This is a genomic window from Streptomyces sp. C10-9-1 (assembly GCF_024497955.1).
Classification (GTDB): domain Bacteria; phylum Actinomycetota; class Actinomycetes; order Streptomycetales; family Streptomycetaceae; genus Streptomyces; species Streptomyces sanyensis.
Genome location: NZ_JANHKP010000003.1, coordinates 263,649 through 283,258, shown reverse-complemented (window position 1 = coordinate 283,258; position 19,610 = coordinate 263,649). Strand labels below are relative to the sequence as shown.

Genomic DNA, 19,610 nt, shown 5'->3' with positions numbered 1-19,610 from the left:
GCAATCCGGCTATGTGTTAACTACTAGGACGTAGCAGGATCGACAAGACGCACGAGGAAGGACCGGTCCGCCGTGTTGGCGGAACCGGTCCTTCTCCCGGAGCTCGTATACGGGCCGCGCGCCGCGCGCTCAGGCCGGCTCCGCCGTCTGCACGGGCCGCTCCGACCAGGTCCGCCACGGCTGGCGCGCCACCCACTCCTCCACCGGTGCCGGCGCCGTGTCCAGCGCCTTCGTCCACTCCCCTCCGTCGTCCGCCATCAGCAGCGGCTCCGTCCGCCCGGCCATGAAGTGGTAGACGCCCGCCACGCCGTGTGCCGAGGCCGGGCCCAGGATCCGCGCGAGCGTGCGCTCGAACACCTCCGGCCCGAGCGGCCGGTATTCGACGGTGCGCCCCAGTCCGCGCCCGAACGCCTCCGCGAGTTCGGCGCCCGTCAGGCTCCGCTCGCCCCCGATGTCGAACGAGCGCCCCCCGACCCCCTCGGCCGTCAGCGCGGCGGCCACGGCGCCCGCCAGGTCCCGCAGCGACAGCCACGCCACAGGGGAGTCCGCGGGCAGCGGATAGGCCAGCACGCCGTCGTCGACCAGGGCCGGGCCGTTCCACGGGCTGAAGAGGTTGTCCAGGTACACGGGCGGCCGGAGCACCACCAGCTCCGCACCCCCGTCCGCCAGCCCCTCCCGCAGCACCGTCTCGGCCAGCCGCCGTGTCTCGAACGCGGCCAGCCGCGTGGTCCCGGACGGCATCCGGGTGTTGGCGTTGTAGACGATCCGCCGCAGCCTGCTCTCCCGCGCCGCCTTGGCCAGGTGCTGGGCGTAGCGCATCACCTTCTCCGCCTCGTAGACCAGCGGCATCGCCACCACCGCGTGGGTCGCGCCGTCGAAGAGCCGGTGCACGTCCTCCTGCCGGCCGAGGTCCCCGTCGATGACGAGTACACCGGGCAGCGCCGGCCGGTCGGCCTGCGGACGCCGGCTCAGGGTGCGCACCGGATGGCCCCGGCTCGCGAGCAGCCGTGCCGTCGCACCGCCCTGATGGCCGGTCGCGCCCACCACCGCGACGCGCATGGGAATGTGATCGGACATGAGTGTGAAAGCCCTTCGGTAGGGTGTGCATGCTGCCGCGAACGGCTCCTCAAGGCTCGTGGCGGCGAGTTCGGCCGATCAATTAACAATCCGGGGCGGGGGTTGAAGGATCGTCCAATGGACCGACCGAAGCACCGACCTGAGGCCCGGTCGCCCGGACGGGGCGACGACGACGGCGAGGACGGGGACCTTCTCAGCGAACTGCTGAAACCCCTCCGCCTCACCGGCGTGTTCGACAGCCGCTGGCATGTGCGAGCCCCCTGGGCCATCGAAGGCGACGCCGAGCAGAGCTGCGCCGTCCTGCACTTCATCACCGAGGGCGGCTGCTGGATCACCGGCGAGGGCCGGACGCCGATCCATCTGCGCGAGGGCGATCTGGCGGTCTTCCCGACCGGTACGGCCCACCGGCTCGCCGACTCGCCCGACCGCCGCGGCGTCTCGCTCGCCGCCGTGCTGCCCGAGCGGCGGCCGGGCACCTCCGGCGAGATACGCATCGAGGGGGAGGGGCCCGTCAGCCGGCTGCTGTGCGCGGGGCTGCACTACGACGCGAGCGTCGCGACGGGCCTGTACAAGGCGCTCCCCTGGGCACTGGTGCTGGACGGCACCCAGGTCGAGAGGGAGCCCCTGCTCCGGGACACGCTGCGCCTGCTCGCGACCACCGACCGGCCCGTCGGCCCCGGGGACCGGCTGATCACCCTGCGCGCCTTCGAGATGGCCCTGGTCCTGGCGCTCCGGCCGCTGCTGAGCGAACTCGCGGGAACGCCCGACGCCCTGCCGGTCCTCGGGCACCCGGGTATCAGCCGGGCCATGGTCGTCATCGCCACCCGCTTCGCCGAGCCCTGGACCATCGAGTCGCTGGCCCGCGAGGTCGGCATGTCCCGCTCCGCGTTCACCGCCGCCTTCCGGGAGCTGGTCGGCGAGGCCCCGGCACGCCATCTGACGGGGCGGCGGATGCAGGAGGCGGCCCGGCTGCTGGAGGAGACCGTGCTGCCGCAGTCGGCGGTCCCCGGGCGCGTCGGCTACCAGAGCGCCGTCGGCTTCCACCTGGCGTTTCGCAAGTGGTTCGGGATGACGCCGGGGGAGTACCGGGCCGGGCGGGTGCCCGCCGCATGAGCGCCCGCGGCCCTGGCCGGTTCTTAAGGACCGCTGGACGGTCGTTCATTGCCCGGCCCCGCCGGCGCCGTGGAGGCTCGGCTGAAACCCGTCGTCCGCGGTTCTTTCGGTTCGAGGAGCAACGTTGACCAGGTCCGGCCAGGAGTACCTCGCCTCACTGCGGGACGGACGGGAGGTGTGGATCGACGGCGAGCGCGCCCGCGACGTCACCCGCCATCCGGCCTTCCGCAACACCGCGGCCTCCCTCGGCCGGCTCTACGACCTCGCACACGACTCCGAGCACTCCGCGGCCCTCGCCGCCGGCGGTGTCCACCGCGCCTTCACCGTCCCCCGCGGCCACGCGGACCTCGTCGCCCGCCGCCGCGCCCACAAGATCTGGGCCGAGGCCGCCTACGGCTTCCTGGGCCGGACCCCGGACTGCATGGCCGCCGCCGCGACCGCCTTCACCGCCGCCCCCGGCGTGTTCACCACCGGGGGCTTCGACGGCGCGGACCACGCCCGGGCCCTCCACCGGCGGATGGCCGAGGGCGACCTGTACGCCGCCTTCACCCTGACCAACCCCCGCGCCAGCCGCACCGCGGCGGGCGGCCCCCGCGACGGGGACGACCCCGCGGTGCGCGTCGTGGCCGAGAAGGACGGCGGGGTCGTCGTCCGCGGCGCCAAGATGATCGGCACGGCCGCCGCCTTCGCCGACGAGGTGCTGGTCGGCACGATCGAACCGCTGGCCCCGCAGGACACCGAGCAGGCCGTGTCCTTCAGCATCCCCGTGGCCACCCCCGGCCTCACCCTCCTGGCCCGCACCTCCTACGAGGGCCGCGCGCGCAGCCTGTTCGACAACCCGCTGTCCTCGCGCTTCGACGAGAACGACGTGCTGCTCGTCTGCGACGACGTCTTCGTCCCCTGGGAGCGCGTGCTCACCTACCGGGACGTGGACGCCGCCTTCCGGATGTGGTGGCACACGCCGGCCTACGTGAACCTCGTGCACCAGGCGGCCACCCGCTTCTGGACCAAGCTGGAGTTCCTGACCGGGCTGGCGATCCTGCTGGCCAAGGCGGGCGGCACCTACGAGCTGCCGCCCGTCACCCAGGCGGTGGGCCGGATGATGGGCCGGGTCGCCCAGGCGAAGGCCTTCGTGCTCGCCGCGGAGGCGTCCTTCGAGCAGGTCGACTCCGGGCGCGGCGGGGTGATGCCGGGACGGGAGATCTCCTACGCCCAGCGCATCATGGCGGGCGAGCTGTACCCGGCCGCCCTGCGGGAGGTACGGCAGCTCGCGGGCGGCGGGGTCGTCCAGCTGCCCGCCTCGGGGGAGGACCTGCTCCACCCCGAGCTCGGGCCCCTGGTGCGCCGGTTCCTCGGAGCGCCCGGGCACGGCGCCGAGGAGCGCGTCAAGCTGCTCAAGCTCGCCTGGGACGCCCTCGGCACCGAGTTCGCCGCACGCCAGGAGCAGTACGAGACCCTCTCGCACGGGGCTCCGCACGTGTACCTGGCCCAGCAGGCGTGGGAGGGCGACACCGAAGCCTGCGAGACCCTGGTGCGGGAGTGCCTGGCGGGGTACGGGCTGCCGTCGGACGGGACAGCACCGCGGTGAGCCCCGACGCGGCCCGGCCCGGCCCGCCAGCCGCCCCCGGCCCGGGGCGCCGTGCCCCCGCCGCCCCGCCGCCCGGCGCGGCCGCCGGGCCGGAGCCGGGGAACCGCGCGCGCGGGGCGCTGGCGGTGCTGGCCGCCACCCAGCTGCTGCTCATCATGGACACCGCCGTCGTCAACGTCGCGCTGCCCTCCGTCGGCCGCGACCTCGGATCCGGCCCCGCCGGACTCTCCTGGGTGGCCAACGCCTACCTCATCGCCTTCGGAGGACTGCTGCTGCTCGGCGGCCGGGCCGCCGACCTGCTCGGGCACCGCGCCCTCCACCTGGCGGGCCTCGGCGTGCTGGCGGTCGCCTCGGCCGCCGGCGGCCTCGCCCGCACCCCGGCCGAACTCGTCGCCGCGCGCGCCGCGCAGGGCACCGGCGCCGCGCTCGCCGCGGCCGCCGCCTTCGCCGCGGTGCTCGCCCTCTTCCCCGACGGGCCCGCCCGGCACCGGGCGCTCGGCCTGTTCGCCGCCATGGGCGGTCTCGGCGGAGTGGCCGGCACCGTGCTCGGCGGCGTCCTCACCGACCTGCTCGGCTGGCGGTCCACTCTGTGGCTCAACGTGCTCGCCGCGGCGGTCCTCGCCGCCGCCTCGCTGCGGGTGCTCGACCGGGGGACGCGCCGCCCGGCGACCGGTTTCGACCTCGGCGGCGCGCTCACCGCCACCGGCGGCCTGGGACTGCTCGCCTTCGCCCTGGTCGGCGCCGACGCGGCGGGCTGGGCCTCGCCCTGCACCCTCGGCGCGGCCGCCGGGGGAGCGGCGCTGCTCGCGGTGTTCGCCGCCCTGGAGCGGCGCGCCCGGCACCCGCTGGTGCCCCCGGCGGTGCTGCGCCGGCCCGACGTCGCCTCGGCCAACCTCCTCAGCGGTCTCGCCCAGACCACCCTGTTCCCGATGTTCTTCCTGGTCAGCCTCTATCTCCAGCGGGTGCTGGAGCTCTCCCCGCTGGCCGGGGGCCTCGGCCTGCTGCCGCTGTCCCTCGTGGTGGTCGCGGTCGCGCCCCGCACCGGCGCCCTCATCGCCCGGCACGGGCTGCGGCCCGTCATGACCGCGGGCTTCGCCCTGCTGGCCGTGGGGACGGCCTGGCTCGCCCTGGCCCTGGACGCCCACGGCACCTTCGCCACCACGGTGCTCGCCCCCAGCCTGGTCCTGGGCGCCGCTCTTCCGCTGGCCGTGGTCACCACCAGTGCGGCCGCCACCGCCGTCGTGCCGCCCGAGGAGACCGGCCTGGCCTCCGGACTGGTCAACACCAGCCAGCAGTTCGGCTCCGTCCTGGGGCTGGCCCTGCTCGTCGCGGTGGCCGGCGCGGCCGCCCCCGGCACCGGCGGCCCGGCGGCCGAGACCGCCGGCGTCCGCGGCGCGCTGCTCGCGGGCGCCGCGCTCGCCGCGGCCGCCGCCCTGCTGGCCGTCCGGACGCGACCGTCCGCGCCCGCCGCGGGGGCGCCGCACCGGGACGGGGCCCACCGCGCCGTGGAGTGACACCCGGCCGGGCGCGGGCGCCCGCCGCCCGCGCCCGACGCACCGCGAACCGATCCGCTCCGTCCGAGGGGGACTTCCGTTGGCCCTGCACGACCTTGTCGCGTCCGGTCCCGACACGCTGGCTGCGCCGCGGTACCGCGGCGAACCCCGCTACCGCATAGCGGAGATACGCGCGGCCGACCCGCTCGGCGCCGACCCGCTGCTCGCCGCGCTCCCCGCCATGAACGCGGTCGCGGACGTCCGCGCGCTCAGCGCGGCCCTGCGCGCGCTGCTGCCGAGCACCGAGGAGGCCGCCGCCTTCGGGGTCACCGACGCGCTCGCGGCCATGCGCGACCTCGGCGTCCTGCTCGGATCACTCAAGCGCCACGGCGTGCAGCCGCTCGACGCCGTGCCCGAGGCGCTCCCCGTCCTGCGGCGGCTCGCCCGGCGCACCGACATGGTGCCCCGCGACACGGTCCACCACTACACGGCCTGGAACCCCACCGGGCGGCGGCAGCGGATGTACACCGGAGACCCGATGGAGGGCCGCCTCCAGGACGCCGTCCGCATGGTCTTCCCCCGGCTGGTCGCCTGCCTGGACGCCTGCGCGGAGCTGGCCCGGCTGGAGCCCTACGACCCCGGCTTCGCCGCCGCACTGGACCGCATCGGCCATCTGGCGGGCGCCATGGTCGACTCCATCGACCTCACCGTGGCCCGGGTCTCGCCCGTCTTCTTCGCCCGCGAGCTGCGCGCCTACTTCGAGGAGATCGACGTCGGCGGCGAGGAGTACCTGGGACCCGCCGCCGCCCAGGTGCCGCTCTGGCTGGTCGACCTGACGCTCTGGCAGTGCGACCGCGGCGACGCCGGCTACGACGCCTTCCTGGACGCCTCCGTCCGCTACAGCCTCCCCTCGTGGCGCGCCCACCGCGAGGCCCACCGCTACGGGATCTCGGCCGTGTCCAAGCTCTCCGCCGCCTTCAGCTGGGAGGGGCCCGCGGCCGTCCCCGCCGTGCTCGCCGCCTCCGCCGAGGCGCTGGCCCGGGTGCTGAAGGTGCTCAAGACCTTCCGCGCCCGCCACCTCACCCTCGCCCGCAAGGCGTACGCCGAGGAGGTGCGCCGCTACGAGGAGGGCAGCGGAGGGGCCCCGGTGGCCCTGCTGCGCACCGTGCTCGACCTCACCCGGGACAACGAGACCCTGGTGCGCCGCCCGCTGGGCGGGCCCACCCCCTGACCGTACGGCGACGCAGAGCCCCGCAGACGTCGAGGAGACACACCAGCCATGACCCACATCCTGATCGCCGGCGGCGGAGTCGCCGGGCTCACCACGGCCCTCGCCCTGCACGCGGCCGGATTCGAGCGGATCACCGTGACCGAGGCCGCCCGGGAACTCCGCCCGGTCGGCGCGGGCCTGAACATCATGCCCAACGCCGTCCGCGAACTGGACGAGCTCGGTGTGCTCGACGCCCTGGAACCCCACGCCGTCCGCACCCGGGAGCTGCGCTACTACCACCGCAGCGGCTCGCTGATCTCCGTGGAGCAGCGCGGTGTCCGGGCGGGCTACCACTGGCCCCAGCTCTCCGTGCACCGCGGCGCCCTTCAGCGGGTGCTCGCCGCCGCCGTCCGCGAGCGCCTCGGCCCGTCCGCCCTGCTCACCGCCGTCCGCGTGACGGGCGCCGACCCCCTCGCCGCCGACGGACTGCCCCGGGTCAGCCTGGACCACCGCGACGGCGGACGGCACGGCTGCGCCTCCCTCGCGCCCGATCTGCTGATCGGCGCGGACGGCATCCGCTCGGCGGTCCGCGCCGCCCTCCACCCCGGCGAGGGCGACCCGCCCTGGAACGGGCAGCTCATCCACCGGGGTGTCTCCCGGGTGCCCGCCGAGCGGAGCGCGGCGTTCATGTTCATCGCGGGCGACGACCGGCGCAAGGCGGTCGTCTACCCGCTCACCCTGCCCGACGCCGAGGGCACGGTCCTGGTCAACTGGGCCTGCGTGGGGCCGGGTACGGCCGGGGACGGCACCGCGGCCCACCGCGGCGACTGGAACCGGCGCGTCCCTCCCGACGCGATAGCCCGGCACTTCGCCGACTGGGAGTTCGACGGCGTCCGCGTGGGCGAGATCCTGGCGGCGGCCGAGGCCGCCTACGTCTACCCGATGGTCGACCGCGACCCCCTGCCCCACTGGTCCCGGGGCCGCACCACCCTCGTCGGCGACGCCGCCCACGCCATGTACCCGGTCGGGTCCAACGGCGCCACCCAGTCGGTCGTCGACGGCCGCGCCCTCGCCCATGCGCTGGCCACCCACCGGGACCCCGTCGCCGCGCTGGCCGCCTACGAGGCCGACCGGCGCCCGGCGATGACCGAACTCCAGCTCGCCAACCGGCGGCTGGGCCCGGAGGTCGTCATCCGCCTCGCCCACGAGCGCGCCCCGGCCGGCTTCCCGGACATCGACGCCGTCGTCCCGCCCGCCGAGCGGGCCGGCATCGCCGCCCGCTACGCGGCAACCGGGGCCTTCGACCCCGCCAGCGTCAACGCCGGCTCCCCCTACGGCGGCCCCGCGCGGGGGCGCGCCCGCTGAGCCCGCGCCCCCGCGGACGGGCCGCCCACCCCGCCGCGAGCCCCCGGCGAGCCCCCGGGGGCCGCCGCGCGCCGTGGCAGCGCCCACGGGGCGCCGCTACGGTCGTGGCCGACGAGAGAGAGGGGGGCGTACGACACGACACCGCCGTACGTCCGCCCGGATGCGTACCTCCCCTGCGAAGGTGGGACCTGTGAAGGCCATTCGTCGGTTCACCGTCCGCCCCGTCCTGCCCGAACCCCTGCGACCGCTCAGCGACCTGGCGCGCAATCTGCGCTGGTCCTGGCACACCGAGACCCAAGAGCTGTTCCGCTGCGTCGACCCCGGGGGTTGGCGCGCCGCCGCCGGGGACCCGGTGCGGCTGCTCGGCACCGTGTCGGCCGACCGGATGGCCGAACTGGCGCGCGACCGGCGCTTCCTGAGGCGTCTCGCCGCGGCCGCCGACGACCTGGACGACTACCTCCACGGCCGCCGCTGGTACCAGGGCGCCGCCGAGGGCCCGGGCGCCGCCCGCTTCCCGGCCGCCGTCGCCTACTTCTCGCCCGAGTTCGGCGTGACCGCGGCACTGCCGCAGTACTCGGGCGGCCTCGGCATCCTCGCCGGGGACCACCTGAAGGCCGCCAGCGACCTGGGCGCCCCGCTGATCGGCGTCGGCCTGCTCTACCGCCACGGCTACTTCCGCCAGTCGCTGTCCCGCGACGGGTGGCAGCAGGAGCACTACCCGGTGCTCGACCCCAACGAGCTGCCCGTGAGCCTGCTGCGCGAGCAGGACGGGACACCCGCCCGGGTCACCCTCGCCCTCCCCGCGGGGCGGCTGCTCCACGCGCACCTGTGGGTCGCCCGCGTCGGCCGGGTGCCGCTGCTGATGCTCGACTCCGACGTGGAAGGCAACGGACCCGGCGCCCGCGACGTCACCGACCGCCTCTACGGCGGCGGCAGCGAGCACCGCCTGCTACAGGAGATGCTGCTCGGCATCGGCGGTGTGCGCGCCGTGCGGACCTACTGCCGGCTCACCGGGCACCCCGCCCCCGAGGTCTTCCACACCAACGAGGGCCATGCCGGCTTCCTCGGCCTGGAGCGCATCCGCGAGCTCGGCGAGGCGCCCGGACTCGGCTTCGACGCGGCCCTGGAGGCGGTGCGCGCCGGTACGGTCTTCACCACCCACACCCCGGTGCCCGCGGGGATCGACCGTTTCGACCGGGAGCTCGTCGCCCGCCACTTCGGCGACGGGGCCGAGCTGCCGGGCGTACCGCTCGACCGTGTGCTGCGCCTCGGGGCGGAGAGCTACCCCGGCGGCGATCCGGGCGTGTTCAACATGGCCGTGATGGGGCTGCGGCTCGCGCAGCGCGCCAACGGCGTCTCGGCGCTCCACGGGGCCGTCAGCCGGGAGATGTTCGCCGGGCTGTGGCCGGGCTTCGACGCCGCCGACGTGCCGATCACCTCGGTCACCAACGGTGTCCACGCCCCGACCTGGGTGGCGCCCGAGGTGTTCCGCCTGGGCGCCCGCCGGATCGGCGCGGGCCGCGCGGAGGACGCCCTGTCCGTCGGCGGCTCGCCCCGCTGGGACGCCGTCGCCGACATCCCCGACGCCGAGATCTGGGAGCTGCGCCGCTCGCTGCGCGAGCAGCTGGTCGCCGAGGTGCGCGAGCGGCTGCGTGCCTCCTGGCGGCAGCGCGGCGCGGGAGCGGCCGAACTGGGCTGGATCGACGGGGTGATGGACCCGGACGTGCTCACCATCGGCTTCGCCCGCCGCGTCCCCTCCTACAAGCGGCTCACGCTGATGCTGCGCGACCGGGAGCGGCTGACCGAGATGCTGCTGCACCCCACCCGGCCCGTCCAGATCGTGGTGGCGGGCAAGGCGCATCCGGCCGACGACGGCGGCAAGCGCCTGGTGCGGGAGCTGGTCCGGTTCGCCGACGACCCCCGGGTGCGGCACCGGATCGTGTTCCTCCCGGACTACGGGATGGCGATGGCCAAGAAGCTCTACCCGGGCTGCGACGTGTGGCTCAACAACCCGCTCCGGCCGCTGGAGGCCTGCGGCACCAGCGGGATGAAGGCCGCGCTGAACGGCTCGCTCAACCTCTCGGTCCTGGACGGCTGGTGGGACGAGTGGTACGAGCCGGACTTCGGCTGGGCCATTCCCACGGCGGACGGCGAGTGCACCGACGAGGACCGGCGCGACGACCTGGAGGCGGCCGCACTGTACGCGCTGATCGAGGACCGGGTGGCCCCCCGCTTCTACGACCGGGGCGCGGGCGGCCTGCCGGACCGCTGGATCGAGATGGTCCGCCGGACCCTGGCCACCCTGGGTCCCAAGGTGCTGGCCGGGCGCATGGTCCGTGAGTACGTGGAGCGGCTGTACGTCCCGGCCGCCGAGGCGCACCGGGCGATGGAGCCCGGGGCGGCCGAGGAGCTGGCGGGCTGGAAGGCACGGGTGCGGGCGGCCTGGCCCCAGGTGGCGGTGGGCCATGTGGAGGCCGTCGACCAGGAGGCGCCCGACGGGGCCGCGGGGACGGCCGGGCTGGGATCCACGCTCACCCTGCGGGTGCAGGCCGCCCTCGGCGACCTCGCTCCGGAGGACGTGGAGGTCCAGGTGGTGGCCGGCCGGGTCGACCCGGACGACGCCATCCGGGACGCCAGGAGTTTCCCGCTGAAGCCCGCGGGCGGCCCCGACCTGGAGGGCCGCTGGATCTACGAGGGACCGCTCGCGCTCGACCGGACGGGCCCCTTCGGCTACACGGTGCGGGTGCTGCCCGCCCACCGGCTGCTCCCCGCGGGCGCGGACCTCGGTCTGGTCGCCCTTCCCGCGGAGGCCGTGGACGTCGCGGGAGGGGAGGCCGGGGTGCTGCTGCGCTGAGCACGGGGCCTCGCGGGGCGGGTGCCACCGCCCCGGGGCCTGCGGCCGCGTCCCGTCGCACGGCGCCGCCTCGCGCCCGGGCGTGCACCGCGACGGGCGCTGCCCGGACACCGGTGGGGTGTCCGGGCAGCGCCCTCGCTCGGGTCGGAGCGGTGCGGAGCGGTGGGTCAGAAGGTGAGCTTCCAGCTGTTGATGCGGCCGGTGTCCCAGCGGTAGACGTCGCGGACCTGGAGCTTCCAGGCACCGTTGGCGGCCTCGCTGGAGGCGTTGACCGTGTAGGTCGCCTTGACGTCGTCGGCCGAGTCCGAACCGCTGCTGTTCTTCAGGCGGTAGGAGGTGCCGTCGGGGGCGATCAGGTCGATGACCAGGTCACCGCGGTAGGTGTGGGTGATGTCCACGTCCACCTTGAGGTTCGACGGCGCGTTGCCGGTGCGTCCCGCGACGTTGATGGTGGAGGTCACCGCCGAGCCCGCGTCCGGGATGGAGACGGGGGTGGTGTTCTCGTAGACGTCGCCCGGCTCGCCCGGGTCGCCGGGGCGGCTGCCGACGTTGATGCCGGCCCAGGCGTCGGCGACGGACTTGACCTCGGCGCTGCTCGCCCCGTAGAGGTCGGTGGCCACGGCGAGGGTGCCGGCGCGGGCGCCCGCGTAGTCGGTGCGCGAGTTGAACTTCGTGGTCAGCGCCTTGTACCAGATCAGCGCCGCCTTCTCGCGGCCGATGCCGGTGACCGGCAGGCCGTCGGAGGTCGGCGAGTCGTAGTTCACGCCGTTGATGGTCTTGGCGCCGCTGCCCTCGGAGAGCATGTAGAACCAGTGGTTCGCCGGGCCCGAGGAGTAGTGGACGTCGATGTTGCCGATGCCCGAGTACCAGTAGTCCTTCGACGAGCCGTCCCTGCTCGGCTTGTCCATGTAGCGCAGCGGGGTGCCGTTGCCGCGGATGTCGATCTTCTCGCCGACGAGGTAGTCGCCCTTGTCCTGGGCGTTGTTGGCGTAGAACTCCACGGCCGCGGCGAAGATGTCGCTGGTGGCCTCGTTGAGGCCGCCGGACTCGCCGCTGTAGATCAGGCCGGCGGTGTTGGAGGTGACGCCGTGCGTCATCTCGTGGGCGGCCACGTCGATGGAGGTGAGCGGCTTGGCGTTGCCCGAGCCGTCGCCGTACGTCATGCAGAAGCAGCTGTCCTGCCAGAAGGCGTTGACGTAGTTGTTGCCGTAGTGGACGCGGGAGTAGGCGCCGACGCCGTCGCCCCGGATGCCCGAGCGGCCGAGCACGTTCTTGTAGTAGTCCCAGGTGACGCCCGCGCCGTAGTGCGCGTCCGCGCCCGCGGTCTCCGCGTTCGACGGGGTGCCGTCGCCCCAGACGTCGTCCGGGCCGGAGAACAGCGTCCCGGTGCCCGAGGTGCCGCGGTTGAGGTTGTAGGTCTTGTGGTTGCCGCGCCCGGTGTCCGTCAGGGTGTAGGACGGGGCGGTGCCCAGCGTCACGGTGCCGCTGTACTGGGTGTTGCCGGTGCCGTTGTGGACGGCCTGCCACTCGAAGAGCTTCTCGCCGGTGGCGGCGTCGGTGACGACGTGCAGCTCGTTCGGGGTCCCGTCGTGCTGGAGGCCGCCGACCACGGTCTCCCATGCCAGGGTCGGGGAGCCGGTCCCCATCCAGACCACCTTGCGCGGAGCGCGCTCGGCCTTGGTCGCCTTGGAGCCCTCGGCCCTGGCGGCGCCGAGGGCCTGCGTCTCGGCGGTCGCGGCCGGGACGTCCGCCCGGGTGTCCACGTTCGCCAGCCGCTCGGCCGACGCCAGCGCCACCGACTCGGTCGCGCCCGCACCGGAGGCGGAGACGACCAGGTCGCCGCCGAGGACCGGGAGGCCGTCGTAGGTGCGCTCGTAGCGGGTGTGGGTGGTGCCGTCCCGGTCCTGGACGACGTCCCGGACGACCAGCTTCTCCTTGGCGCCGAGGCCGAGTTCCCCGGCGGTGGCGGCCCGGGTCGCCGTCGCCTCGCGGATCAGCTCGGCGCGCTGGGCGGGGGTGAGGTTCTTCGGCAGGGCGCCCGGGTCCGCCTGGGAGGACTGGGGGGCGGGTGCCGCGGGCTGCGCGGCGGCCGAGGTGCCGGTCTGGAACCCGACCGCGAGCAGGGCGGCGGAGGCGATCAGGGCTCCGGTCGCGGTGGCGCGACGGCGATGCGTGGATCTCACGCGAACTCCTTCTGCGAGGGGGGTACCGGGCGGCTGGGTGGGCCGGCCGGGCGTGCAGTGGGGCGTGCGGAGCTGTCGTGCGTGGAATGGGGGAAGACTGGCAGCCGTGACGCACTCCTGTCAGGAGCGCGACAACAACTTGGCCGGAACTCGTCCGCTGGTTGATGGTCCAGGTTCGTTAAGCGGACGTTTCGTCGGCGTGCGGACACCCGTGGTCGGGCGTTCGCCGGAGTGCTTCCGCGACGGTGGACGCGGTGTGCGGTGGTGACGCGGGAGGCGGGGGAGACCCCCTGGACCCCTGCGGTGCCCGAGCCGTCCATGGCCGGATCCGAGCGGCCACGGTGCACCGCTGAGCGGACGTCAGGAGAGCCGGGAGCGCGGGGCCGTCCCGGCGGCCCCGGCGGGCGGGGAGCACCGCGGGCGGACCCGCCGGGGGCCCGGTGCACCGCTCCCGGCGCCGGCGGGCCGCGGGCCCCGGCGACCGCCCTCAGCCCGAGAGGCTCTCCCGCCACGCGCTGTGCAGGCCCGCGAAGCGCCCCGGGCCCGCGATCAGCTCCGCCGGGGGGCCGTCCTCCACGATGCGCCCGGCCTCCATCACCAGCACCCGGTCCGCGACCTCCACCGTGGAGAGCCGGTGGGCGATCACCATGGCGGTGCGGCCCCGCAGCACCGTGTCCATCGCCTGCTGCACGGCCCGTTCGCCGGGGATGTCGAGCGAGCTGGTGGCCTCGTCGAGGATCAGCACGGCCGGGTCGGCGAGCAGCGCCCGGGCGAAGGCGACCAGCTGGCGCTGCCCCGCCGAGATCCGCCCGCCCCGCTTGCGCACGTCGGTGTCGTAGCCCTCGGGCAGGGCGGCGATGAACTCGTGCGCGCCGATGGCCTTGGCGGCCTGCTCGATCTCCGCGCGCCCGGCGTCGGGGCGTCCGAGGGCGATGTTGTCCGCCACCGTCCCCGAGAACAGGAAGGCCTCCTGGGTCACCATCACCACGCCGCGGCGCAGCTCCGGTACGGCCAGGTCCCGCAGGTCCGTGCCGTCCAGCAGCACCCGGCCCGCGCTCGGGTCGTAGAAGCGGGCCAGCAGCTTGGCCAGCGTCGACTTGCCCGCGCCCGTCGAGCCGACCACCGCCACCGTCTGCCCGGCCGGGATCCTCAGGTCGAAGCGGGGAAGCACCTCGCCGCCCGTGCGGTAGCCGAAGCCCACCCGCTCGAAGACCACCTCGCGCCCCGGCCCGCCGGAGCCCCGCGCGGGCAGCGGGCGCGGCCGCACCGGCTCGGGGACGGACGGCTGCTGGGCCAGCAGCCCGGCGATCTTCCCCAGGGAGGCGGCTGCCGACTCGTAGGAGTTCAGGAACATCCCCAGCCGGTCGATCGGGTCGTACAGCCTGCGCAGGTACAGGACGGCGGCCGCCAGCACCCCGAGCGCGAGCGTCCCCGAGGCGACCCGCCAGGCACCCCACAGCACGATGGCCGCCACCGCCGTGTTGGCGACCAGGCGGGAGCCGACCACATAGCGGGCCATCTCCAGCAGGGTGTCCCCGTTGCTGCGCTCATGGCGGCGGTTCAGCACCCGGAAGGCCTCGTCGTTGGCGCGCTCCCGGCGGAAGGCGCGCACCGGGCGGATGCCGTTCATCGTCTCGGCGAACTTCACGATCACCGCCGCGATCGCCGTGGACCGGCTCGCGAAGACGTGCCCCGCGCGGCGCCGGTACAGCCGCACCAGCAGGTAGAGCGGCACGAACGAGGCCACCGCGACCGACCCGAGCCCGAGGTCCAGCCAGAGCAGCATGGCCGAGATGTAGACGAACGACAGCACGACGGCCATCAGCTCCTGAAGGCCCTCGCTCAGCAGCTCCTGCAACGACTCCACGTCCGTGGTGGAGCGTGAGATCAGCCGCCCCGAGGTGTAGCGCTCGTGGAAGTCCACGCTCAGCGCCTGCGCGTGGCGGAAGATCCGGCCGCGCAGGTCGAGCAGGGCGTCCTGGTTGACCCGTGCGGAGGAGCGGATGAACGCGTACTGGAGGACCCCTCCCGCCAGCGCGCACACGGCGTACCCGGCGCCGACGGCGACCAGCGGCCCCAGGTCCCCGGCGCGGTAGGCGGGGACCCCGCGGTCGATGGCGTAGGCCACCAGGAGCGGACCCGCCTGCACGGCGGCCTGCTGGAGCAGCAGGAGCAGGGCGGTGAGCGCCACCCGGGCCCGGTGCGGTGCCAGCAGCGACCGCAGCAGGGCACCCGTCGCCCCGGCCGGGGCGGGCAGGGCGTCCCGGTCGAAGGGGTCGCCGTCCCCGGGTCCCGCGGGTGCGGGGGGCACCCGGCCGCCGGGGCCGCCCGCGGGGCCCTCGGCGGACGGCGACGGGGCCGTCCCGGCCGCGACGGGCGCCGGGTCCGGTCGGGACGGCCCGGCCGCCCGCCCGTCACCGGCCTGCTTCATGGGGGGCTGCGTGGTCACCGCGCCGTCCTCTCCGCGTCCTCGGCCGCCGGTGGGGCGCCCGTGAGCCGTCTTCCCGGGGCGCCGTCCGCGCCGGACATCAGCCAGGCGTACTCGGCGTGGGTGCGCAGCAGTTCCTGGTGGGTGCCCACCGCGGCGATCCGGCCGCCGGACAGCAGCGCCACCCGGTCGGCCAGCATCACCGTCGACGGGCGGTGCGCCACGACCAGCGCCGTGGTGTCCGCCAGGACCCGCCGCAGCGCCGACTCCACCAGCGCCTCGGTGTGCACGTCGAGCGCCGACAGCGGGTCGTCCAGCACCAGGAAGCGCGGCCTGCCCACCACCGCCCGGGCCAGGGCGAGCCGCTGGCGCTGGCCCCCGGACAGGCTCAGGCCCTGCTCGCCCACCTGGGTGTCGGCCCCCTGCGGCAGGGTGTCCACGAACCCGGCCTGGGCGATGTCCAGGGCCCGGCGCAGGGCGTCCTGCGGCGCCGGGCGGGCCTCCGCGTCCGCCGCCCCCGCGTCCGCGCCGGGGGGCGCCGCCGGGCCCCCCGGCGCCTCGGCGGCTCCCATCAGCACGTTCTCGCCGACGCTGGCGGAGAAGAGCGTGGGCTCCTCGAAGGCCATGGCCACCTCCGCCCGGAGCCGCTCCCGCGGCAGCGAGGAGACGTCCCGCCCGTCGAGCGTGATGCGCCCGGCGGTCGCGTCGTACAGCCGCGGCACCAGCGCGGTGAGCGTGGTCTTGCCGCTGCCGGTGCCGCCGACGAGCGCCATCGTCTCGCCCGGGCGCACATGGAGGTCCACGCCGTCGAGCACCGGGGCGGACCCCTCGGGCGCGTCGGGGTAGCGGAAGACCACGCCCGAGAACCGCAGCCCGTCCCGGGGGCCGGGCGGCCGCTCCCCGCCGCCCGCGTGCGCGTCCTCCTCGGGGGCCTCGTCCAGCACCTCGAAGTAGCGGTCCGCCGCCGTCGCCGCCTCCTGGCTCATGGCCAGCAGGAAGCCGATCGAGTCCACCGGCCAGCGCAGCGCCAGGGCCGTGGACAGGAAGGCCACCAGCGTGCCCGCGGACAGGTCGCCGTCGGCCACCTGCACCGCGCCGAGCACCAGGGCCGCGCCGATCGCCAGCTCGGGCACGAAGGTGATGAGCCCCCAGATCCCGCCCAGCAGGCGCGCCTTGCCCAGCTCGGTGCCGCGCAGCCGCGCCGCGAGCCCGCGGAAGGCCTCGGCCTGGCTGCGGTGCCGCCCGAAGCCCTTGACGACCCGGATGCCCAGCACGCTCTCCTCGACGACCGTGGCCAGGTCGCCGACCTGGTCCTGGGACCTGCGGGCGACGACCGAGTAGCGGGCCTCGAACATCGAGCAGGCGATCACCAGCGGCACCACCGGGGCCAGCAGCACCAGCCCGAGGGTCCAGTCCTGGGCGAGCAGGAGGGCGAAGCCGACCAGGAGGGTGGTGCCGTTGACGAGCAGGAAGGTCAGCGGGAACGCCAGGAACATCCGCAGCAGCATCAGGTCGGTGGTGCCGCGCGAGAGCAGCTGGCCCGAGGCCCACCGGTCGTGGAAGGCGACGGGCAGCCGCTGGAGGTGGCGGAACAGGTCCGCCCGCATGGCCGCCTCCACGCCGGCCAGGGGCCGCGCCACCAGCCACCGCCGGAAGCCGAACAGCACCGCCTCGGCGATGCCGAGCAGCAGCAGGGCGAGCGCACCGAGCCACACCCCGCCCGGGTCGCGGTCCGCCACGGGCCCGTCCACCATCCACTTGAGCACCAGGGGGATGACGAGGCTGAGGCAGGAGGCGACGACCGCCACGAAGGCGGCGCTGAACAGCCGGACGCGCACCGGCCGTACGTAGGGCCACAGCCGCAGCAGCGAGCGCACGGCGGACCGGTCCTGGGAGGCTGGGGCAGTAGTGGGCATCAGGACCGAGAGTACGGTTCGCCACTGACGGGCTCATCCGAATTTCGCCGCCGGGCGAGGGGCGCCGCCGGCCTCGGCGCACGGGTGCGCCGCGGGCCCCGGTCGCCCTCAGCCGTCGGGTGTGCCGGGCGCGTCGGGCGCGTCGGGCGGCTCCGCCGCCGCGTCCCCGGCGGTCACCCGCAGGAGCAGCACCGACCGCGCCGGAACCGTCACCCGTGCGCCTCCCGGGTACGCGGTGCCCGGCGGCCCGGACTGGTCCTCCCGCGAGGTGTCCACCACCGACTCGTACGCCGTCGCCCACGGCGGCCCGGGAAGCCGGAAGTCCACCGGGGCGTCGCCCGCGTGCAGGACCGTCAGGAAGCTGTCGTCGGTGACCTGCCGCCCCCGCGCGTCCCGCCCGGGGATGTCGCGGCCGGAGAGGAACAGCGCCAGGGTCGCCGACGGCGCGTACCAGTCCGCCTCGGTCATCTCGGTGCCGTCGGGCGTGAACCAGGCCAGGTCGCGCAGCCCGTCCGGGGCCTGCGGACGGCCCGAGAAGAAGGCGCGGCGGCGCAGTACCGGATGCGCGTGCCGCAGGGCGATGAGCCGGCGGGTCAGGGCCAGCAGCTCCCCGCAGCCGGGCTGCCCGGGCAGCGACCAGTCCAGCCAACTGATCCCGTTGTCCTGGCAGTAGGCGTTGTTGTTGCCCCCCTGGGTGCGGCCCATCTCGTCCCCGGCGACCAGCATGGGCACACCGGTCGACAGCAGCAGGGTCGTCAGCAGGTTCCGCAGCTGCCGTCGGCGCAGGGCGTTGACCGCCGGGTCCTCGCTCTCCCCCTCCGCCCCGCAGTTCCAGGAGCGGTTGTCATGGGTGCCGTCCCGGTTGCCCTCGCCGTTCGCCTCGTTGTGCTTGTGGTGGTAGGAGACGAGGTCGCGCAGGGTGAACCCGTCGTGCGCGGTGACGAAGTTGACCGAGGCGTAGGGCCGCCGTCCGCCCCAGGCGTAGAGGTCGCTCGATCCGGAGATCCGGTAGCCCAGGTCGCGCACGTCGGGGAGCGCCCCGCGCCAGAAGTCCCGCACGGCGTCCCGGTAGCGGTCGTTCCACTCCGTCCACAGCGGGGGGAAGGCACCCACCTGGTAGCCGCCGTCGCCCACGTCCCAGGGTTCCGCGATCAGCTTCACCCGGCGCAGCACCGGGTCCTGGGCGATCACCGCGAGGAACGGCGAGAGCATGTCGACGTCGTGCATCGACCGGGCCAGTGCCGCCGCGAGGTCGAAGCGGAACCCGTCGACGCCCATCTCGGTGACCCAGTAGCGCAGCGAGTCCGTGATCAGCCGCAGCACCTGGGGCCGCACCACGTGCAGGGTGTTCCCGCAGCCGGTGTAGTCCGCGTAGCGCCGGGCGTCGTGCGGCAGGCGGTAGTAGCCGCGGTTGTCGATGCCGCGCAGCGAGAGCATCGGCCCCAGCTCGCCCGCCTCGGCCGTGTGGTTGTAGACCACGTCGAGGATCACCTCGATGCCGGCCGCGTGGAGGGCGCGGACCATCCGCTTGAACTCGCCCACCTGCTGCCCCGCGGTGCCGGAGGCGGCGTACCCGGCGTGCGGGGCGAAGTAGCCGATGGAGTTGTAGCCCCAGTAGTTCACCAGGCCGCGGCGCAGCAGGTGGTCCTCGTGGGCGAACTGGTGGACGGGCAGCAGTTCCACGGCGGTCACGCCGAGCGAGGTCAGGTGCTCGATCGCGGCGGGGTGGGCGAGTCCCGCGTAGGTGCCGCGCAGCTCCTCCGGGACGCCCGGGTGGCGCCGGGTGAAGCCCCGCACGTGCATCTCGTAGATGACCGTGTCCGACCAGGGCGTCTTGGGCCGCCGGTCGTCCTGCCACTCGTCTCCGCCCCCCGTGTCGTCGGCCACCACCACACCCTTGGGCACGTGGGGGGCCGAGTCCCGGTCGTCGCGCACGGTGTCGGCGACGTGCTGGTCGGGCCAGTCGCGTACGTGCCCGTACACCTCCGCCGGGAGGGTGAAGTCGCCGTCGACGGCCCGGGCGTACGGGTCCAGCAGGAGCTTGGCCGGGTTCCAGCGGGCCCCGGTCCACGGGTCCCAGCGCCCGTGGACCCGGTAGCCGTAGCGCCGGCCGGGGCCCACGCCCGGGACGAAGCCGTGCCAGATCTCGTGCGTCAGCTCGGTGAGCGGCACGCGGGTCTCGACCGCCGACGGTCCGGGCCCGTCGAACAGGCACAGCTCCACCCCCTCGGCCCCGCCCGCCCAGAGCGCGAAGTTGGTCCCCGCCACGCCGTCCGGCCCCACCCGGCAGCGGGCGCCGAGCGGGGTCGGGGTGCCCGGCCACGCGGGCGGCCCGCTGCGCACCGGCGGGCGGTGACCGGTGGCCGGCCCCGGCGAGGGGCCC

11 protein-coding genes are annotated in these 19,610 nt (G+C 75.3%); 6 read left to right on the top strand and 5 right to left on the bottom strand.

Annotated elements, in window-relative coordinates; all coding sequences use genetic code 11:
• Positions 1–129 precede the first annotated feature (129 nt).
• On the bottom strand, positions 130–1,077 hold the full coding sequence (locus NPS70_RS05825; protein ID WP_256522918.1) for an SDR family oxidoreductase: 948 nt from the start codon (positions 1,075–1,077) through the stop codon (positions 130–132).
• Positions 1,078–1,194: 117 nt separating this feature from the next.
• Between NPS70_RS05825 and NPS70_RS05820 the strand changes: the two genes are divergently transcribed.
• From NPS70_RS05820 to glgP, 6 genes are all read left to right on the top strand, one after another.
• On the top strand, positions 1,195–2,190 hold the full coding sequence (locus NPS70_RS05820; protein WP_256522917.1) for an AraC family transcriptional regulator: 996 nt from the start codon (positions 1,195–1,197) through the stop codon (positions 2,188–2,190).
• A gap of 124 nt (positions 2,191–2,314) precedes the next feature.
• Complete coding sequence (locus NPS70_RS05815) at positions 2,315–3,778, top strand: 4-hydroxyphenylacetate 3-hydroxylase family protein (protein ID WP_256522916.1); 1,464 nt, start codon at positions 2,315–2,317, stop codon at positions 3,776–3,778.
• Positions 3,775–5,292: an MFS transporter gene (locus NPS70_RS05810; RefSeq protein ID WP_308314986.1), complete on the top strand. Its 1,518-nt coding sequence runs from the start codon at positions 3,775–3,777 to the stop codon at positions 5,290–5,292. The genes NPS70_RS05815 and NPS70_RS05810 overlap by 4 nt, the downstream gene beginning before the upstream one ends.
• A gap of 79 nt (positions 5,293–5,371) precedes the next feature.
• Positions 5,372–6,502, top strand: a complete 1,131-nt coding sequence (locus NPS70_RS05805; protein WP_256522915.1) for a monodechloroaminopyrrolnitrin synthase PrnB family protein — start codon at positions 5,372–5,374, stop codon at positions 6,500–6,502.
• 48 nt (positions 6,503–6,550) lie between these two features.
• On the top strand, positions 6,551–7,846 hold the full coding sequence (locus NPS70_RS05800; protein ID WP_256522914.1) for an FAD-dependent monooxygenase: 1,296 nt from the start codon (positions 6,551–6,553) through the stop codon (positions 7,844–7,846).
• Positions 7,847–8,036: 190 nt separating this feature from the next.
• Entirely contained in the window at positions 8,037–10,700 is a 2,664-nt protein-coding gene (glgP, locus tag NPS70_RS05795) for an alpha-glucan family phosphorylase (protein WP_256522913.1), read from the top strand.
• A gap of 167 nt (positions 10,701–10,867) precedes the next feature.
• On the opposite strand, the gene NPS70_RS05790 is transcribed toward glgP, so the two are convergent.
• The 4 genes from NPS70_RS05790 to glgX form a co-directional block, all read right to left on the bottom strand.
• Positions 10,868–12,883, bottom strand: coding sequence for a M4 family metallopeptidase (locus NPS70_RS05790; protein WP_256522912.1), 2,016 nt, complete (start codon positions 12,881–12,883; stop codon positions 10,868–10,870).
• Positions 12,884–13,370: 487 nt separating this feature from the next.
• A complete protein-coding gene (locus tag NPS70_RS05785) occupies positions 13,371–15,314 on the bottom strand; it encodes an ABC transporter ATP-binding protein (RefSeq protein WP_256523072.1) in 1,944 nt (647 codons plus the stop codon).
• A 14-nt stretch (positions 15,315–15,328) separates the two neighbouring features.
• Entirely contained in the window at positions 15,329–17,227 is a 1,899-nt protein-coding gene (locus NPS70_RS05780; protein WP_256522911.1) for an ABC transporter ATP-binding protein, read from the bottom strand.
• A 108-nt stretch (positions 17,228–17,335) separates the two neighbouring features.
• Positions 17,336–19,570 carry a glycogen debranching protein GlgX gene (glgX, locus tag NPS70_RS05775; protein ID WP_256523071.1) on the bottom strand — a complete coding sequence of 745 codons (2,235 nt, stop codon included), beginning with the start codon at positions 19,568–19,570 and terminating at the stop codon, positions 17,336–17,338.
• Positions 19,571–19,610: the final 40 nt, after the last annotated feature.

Coding starts and splice junctions, on each gene's coding strand:
- NPS70_RS05825 (WP_256522918.1), bottom strand. CDS start 1,077: ATGTCCGATCACATTCCCATGCGCGTCGCGGTGGTGGGCGCGACCGGC.
- NPS70_RS05820 (WP_256522917.1), top strand. CDS start 1,195: ATGGACCGACCGAAGCACCGACCTGAGGCCCGGTCGCCCGGACGGGGC.
- NPS70_RS05800 (WP_256522914.1), top strand. CDS start 6,551: ATGACCCACATCCTGATCGCCGGCGGCGGAGTCGCCGGGCTCACCACG.
- NPS70_RS05785 (WP_256523072.1), bottom strand. CDS start 15,314: ATGAAGCAGGCCGGTGACGGGCGGGCGGCCGGGCCGTCCCGACCGGAC.
- NPS70_RS05780 (WP_256522911.1), bottom strand. CDS start 17,227: ATGCCCACTACTGCCCCAGCCTCCCAGGACCGGTCCGCCGTGCGCTCG.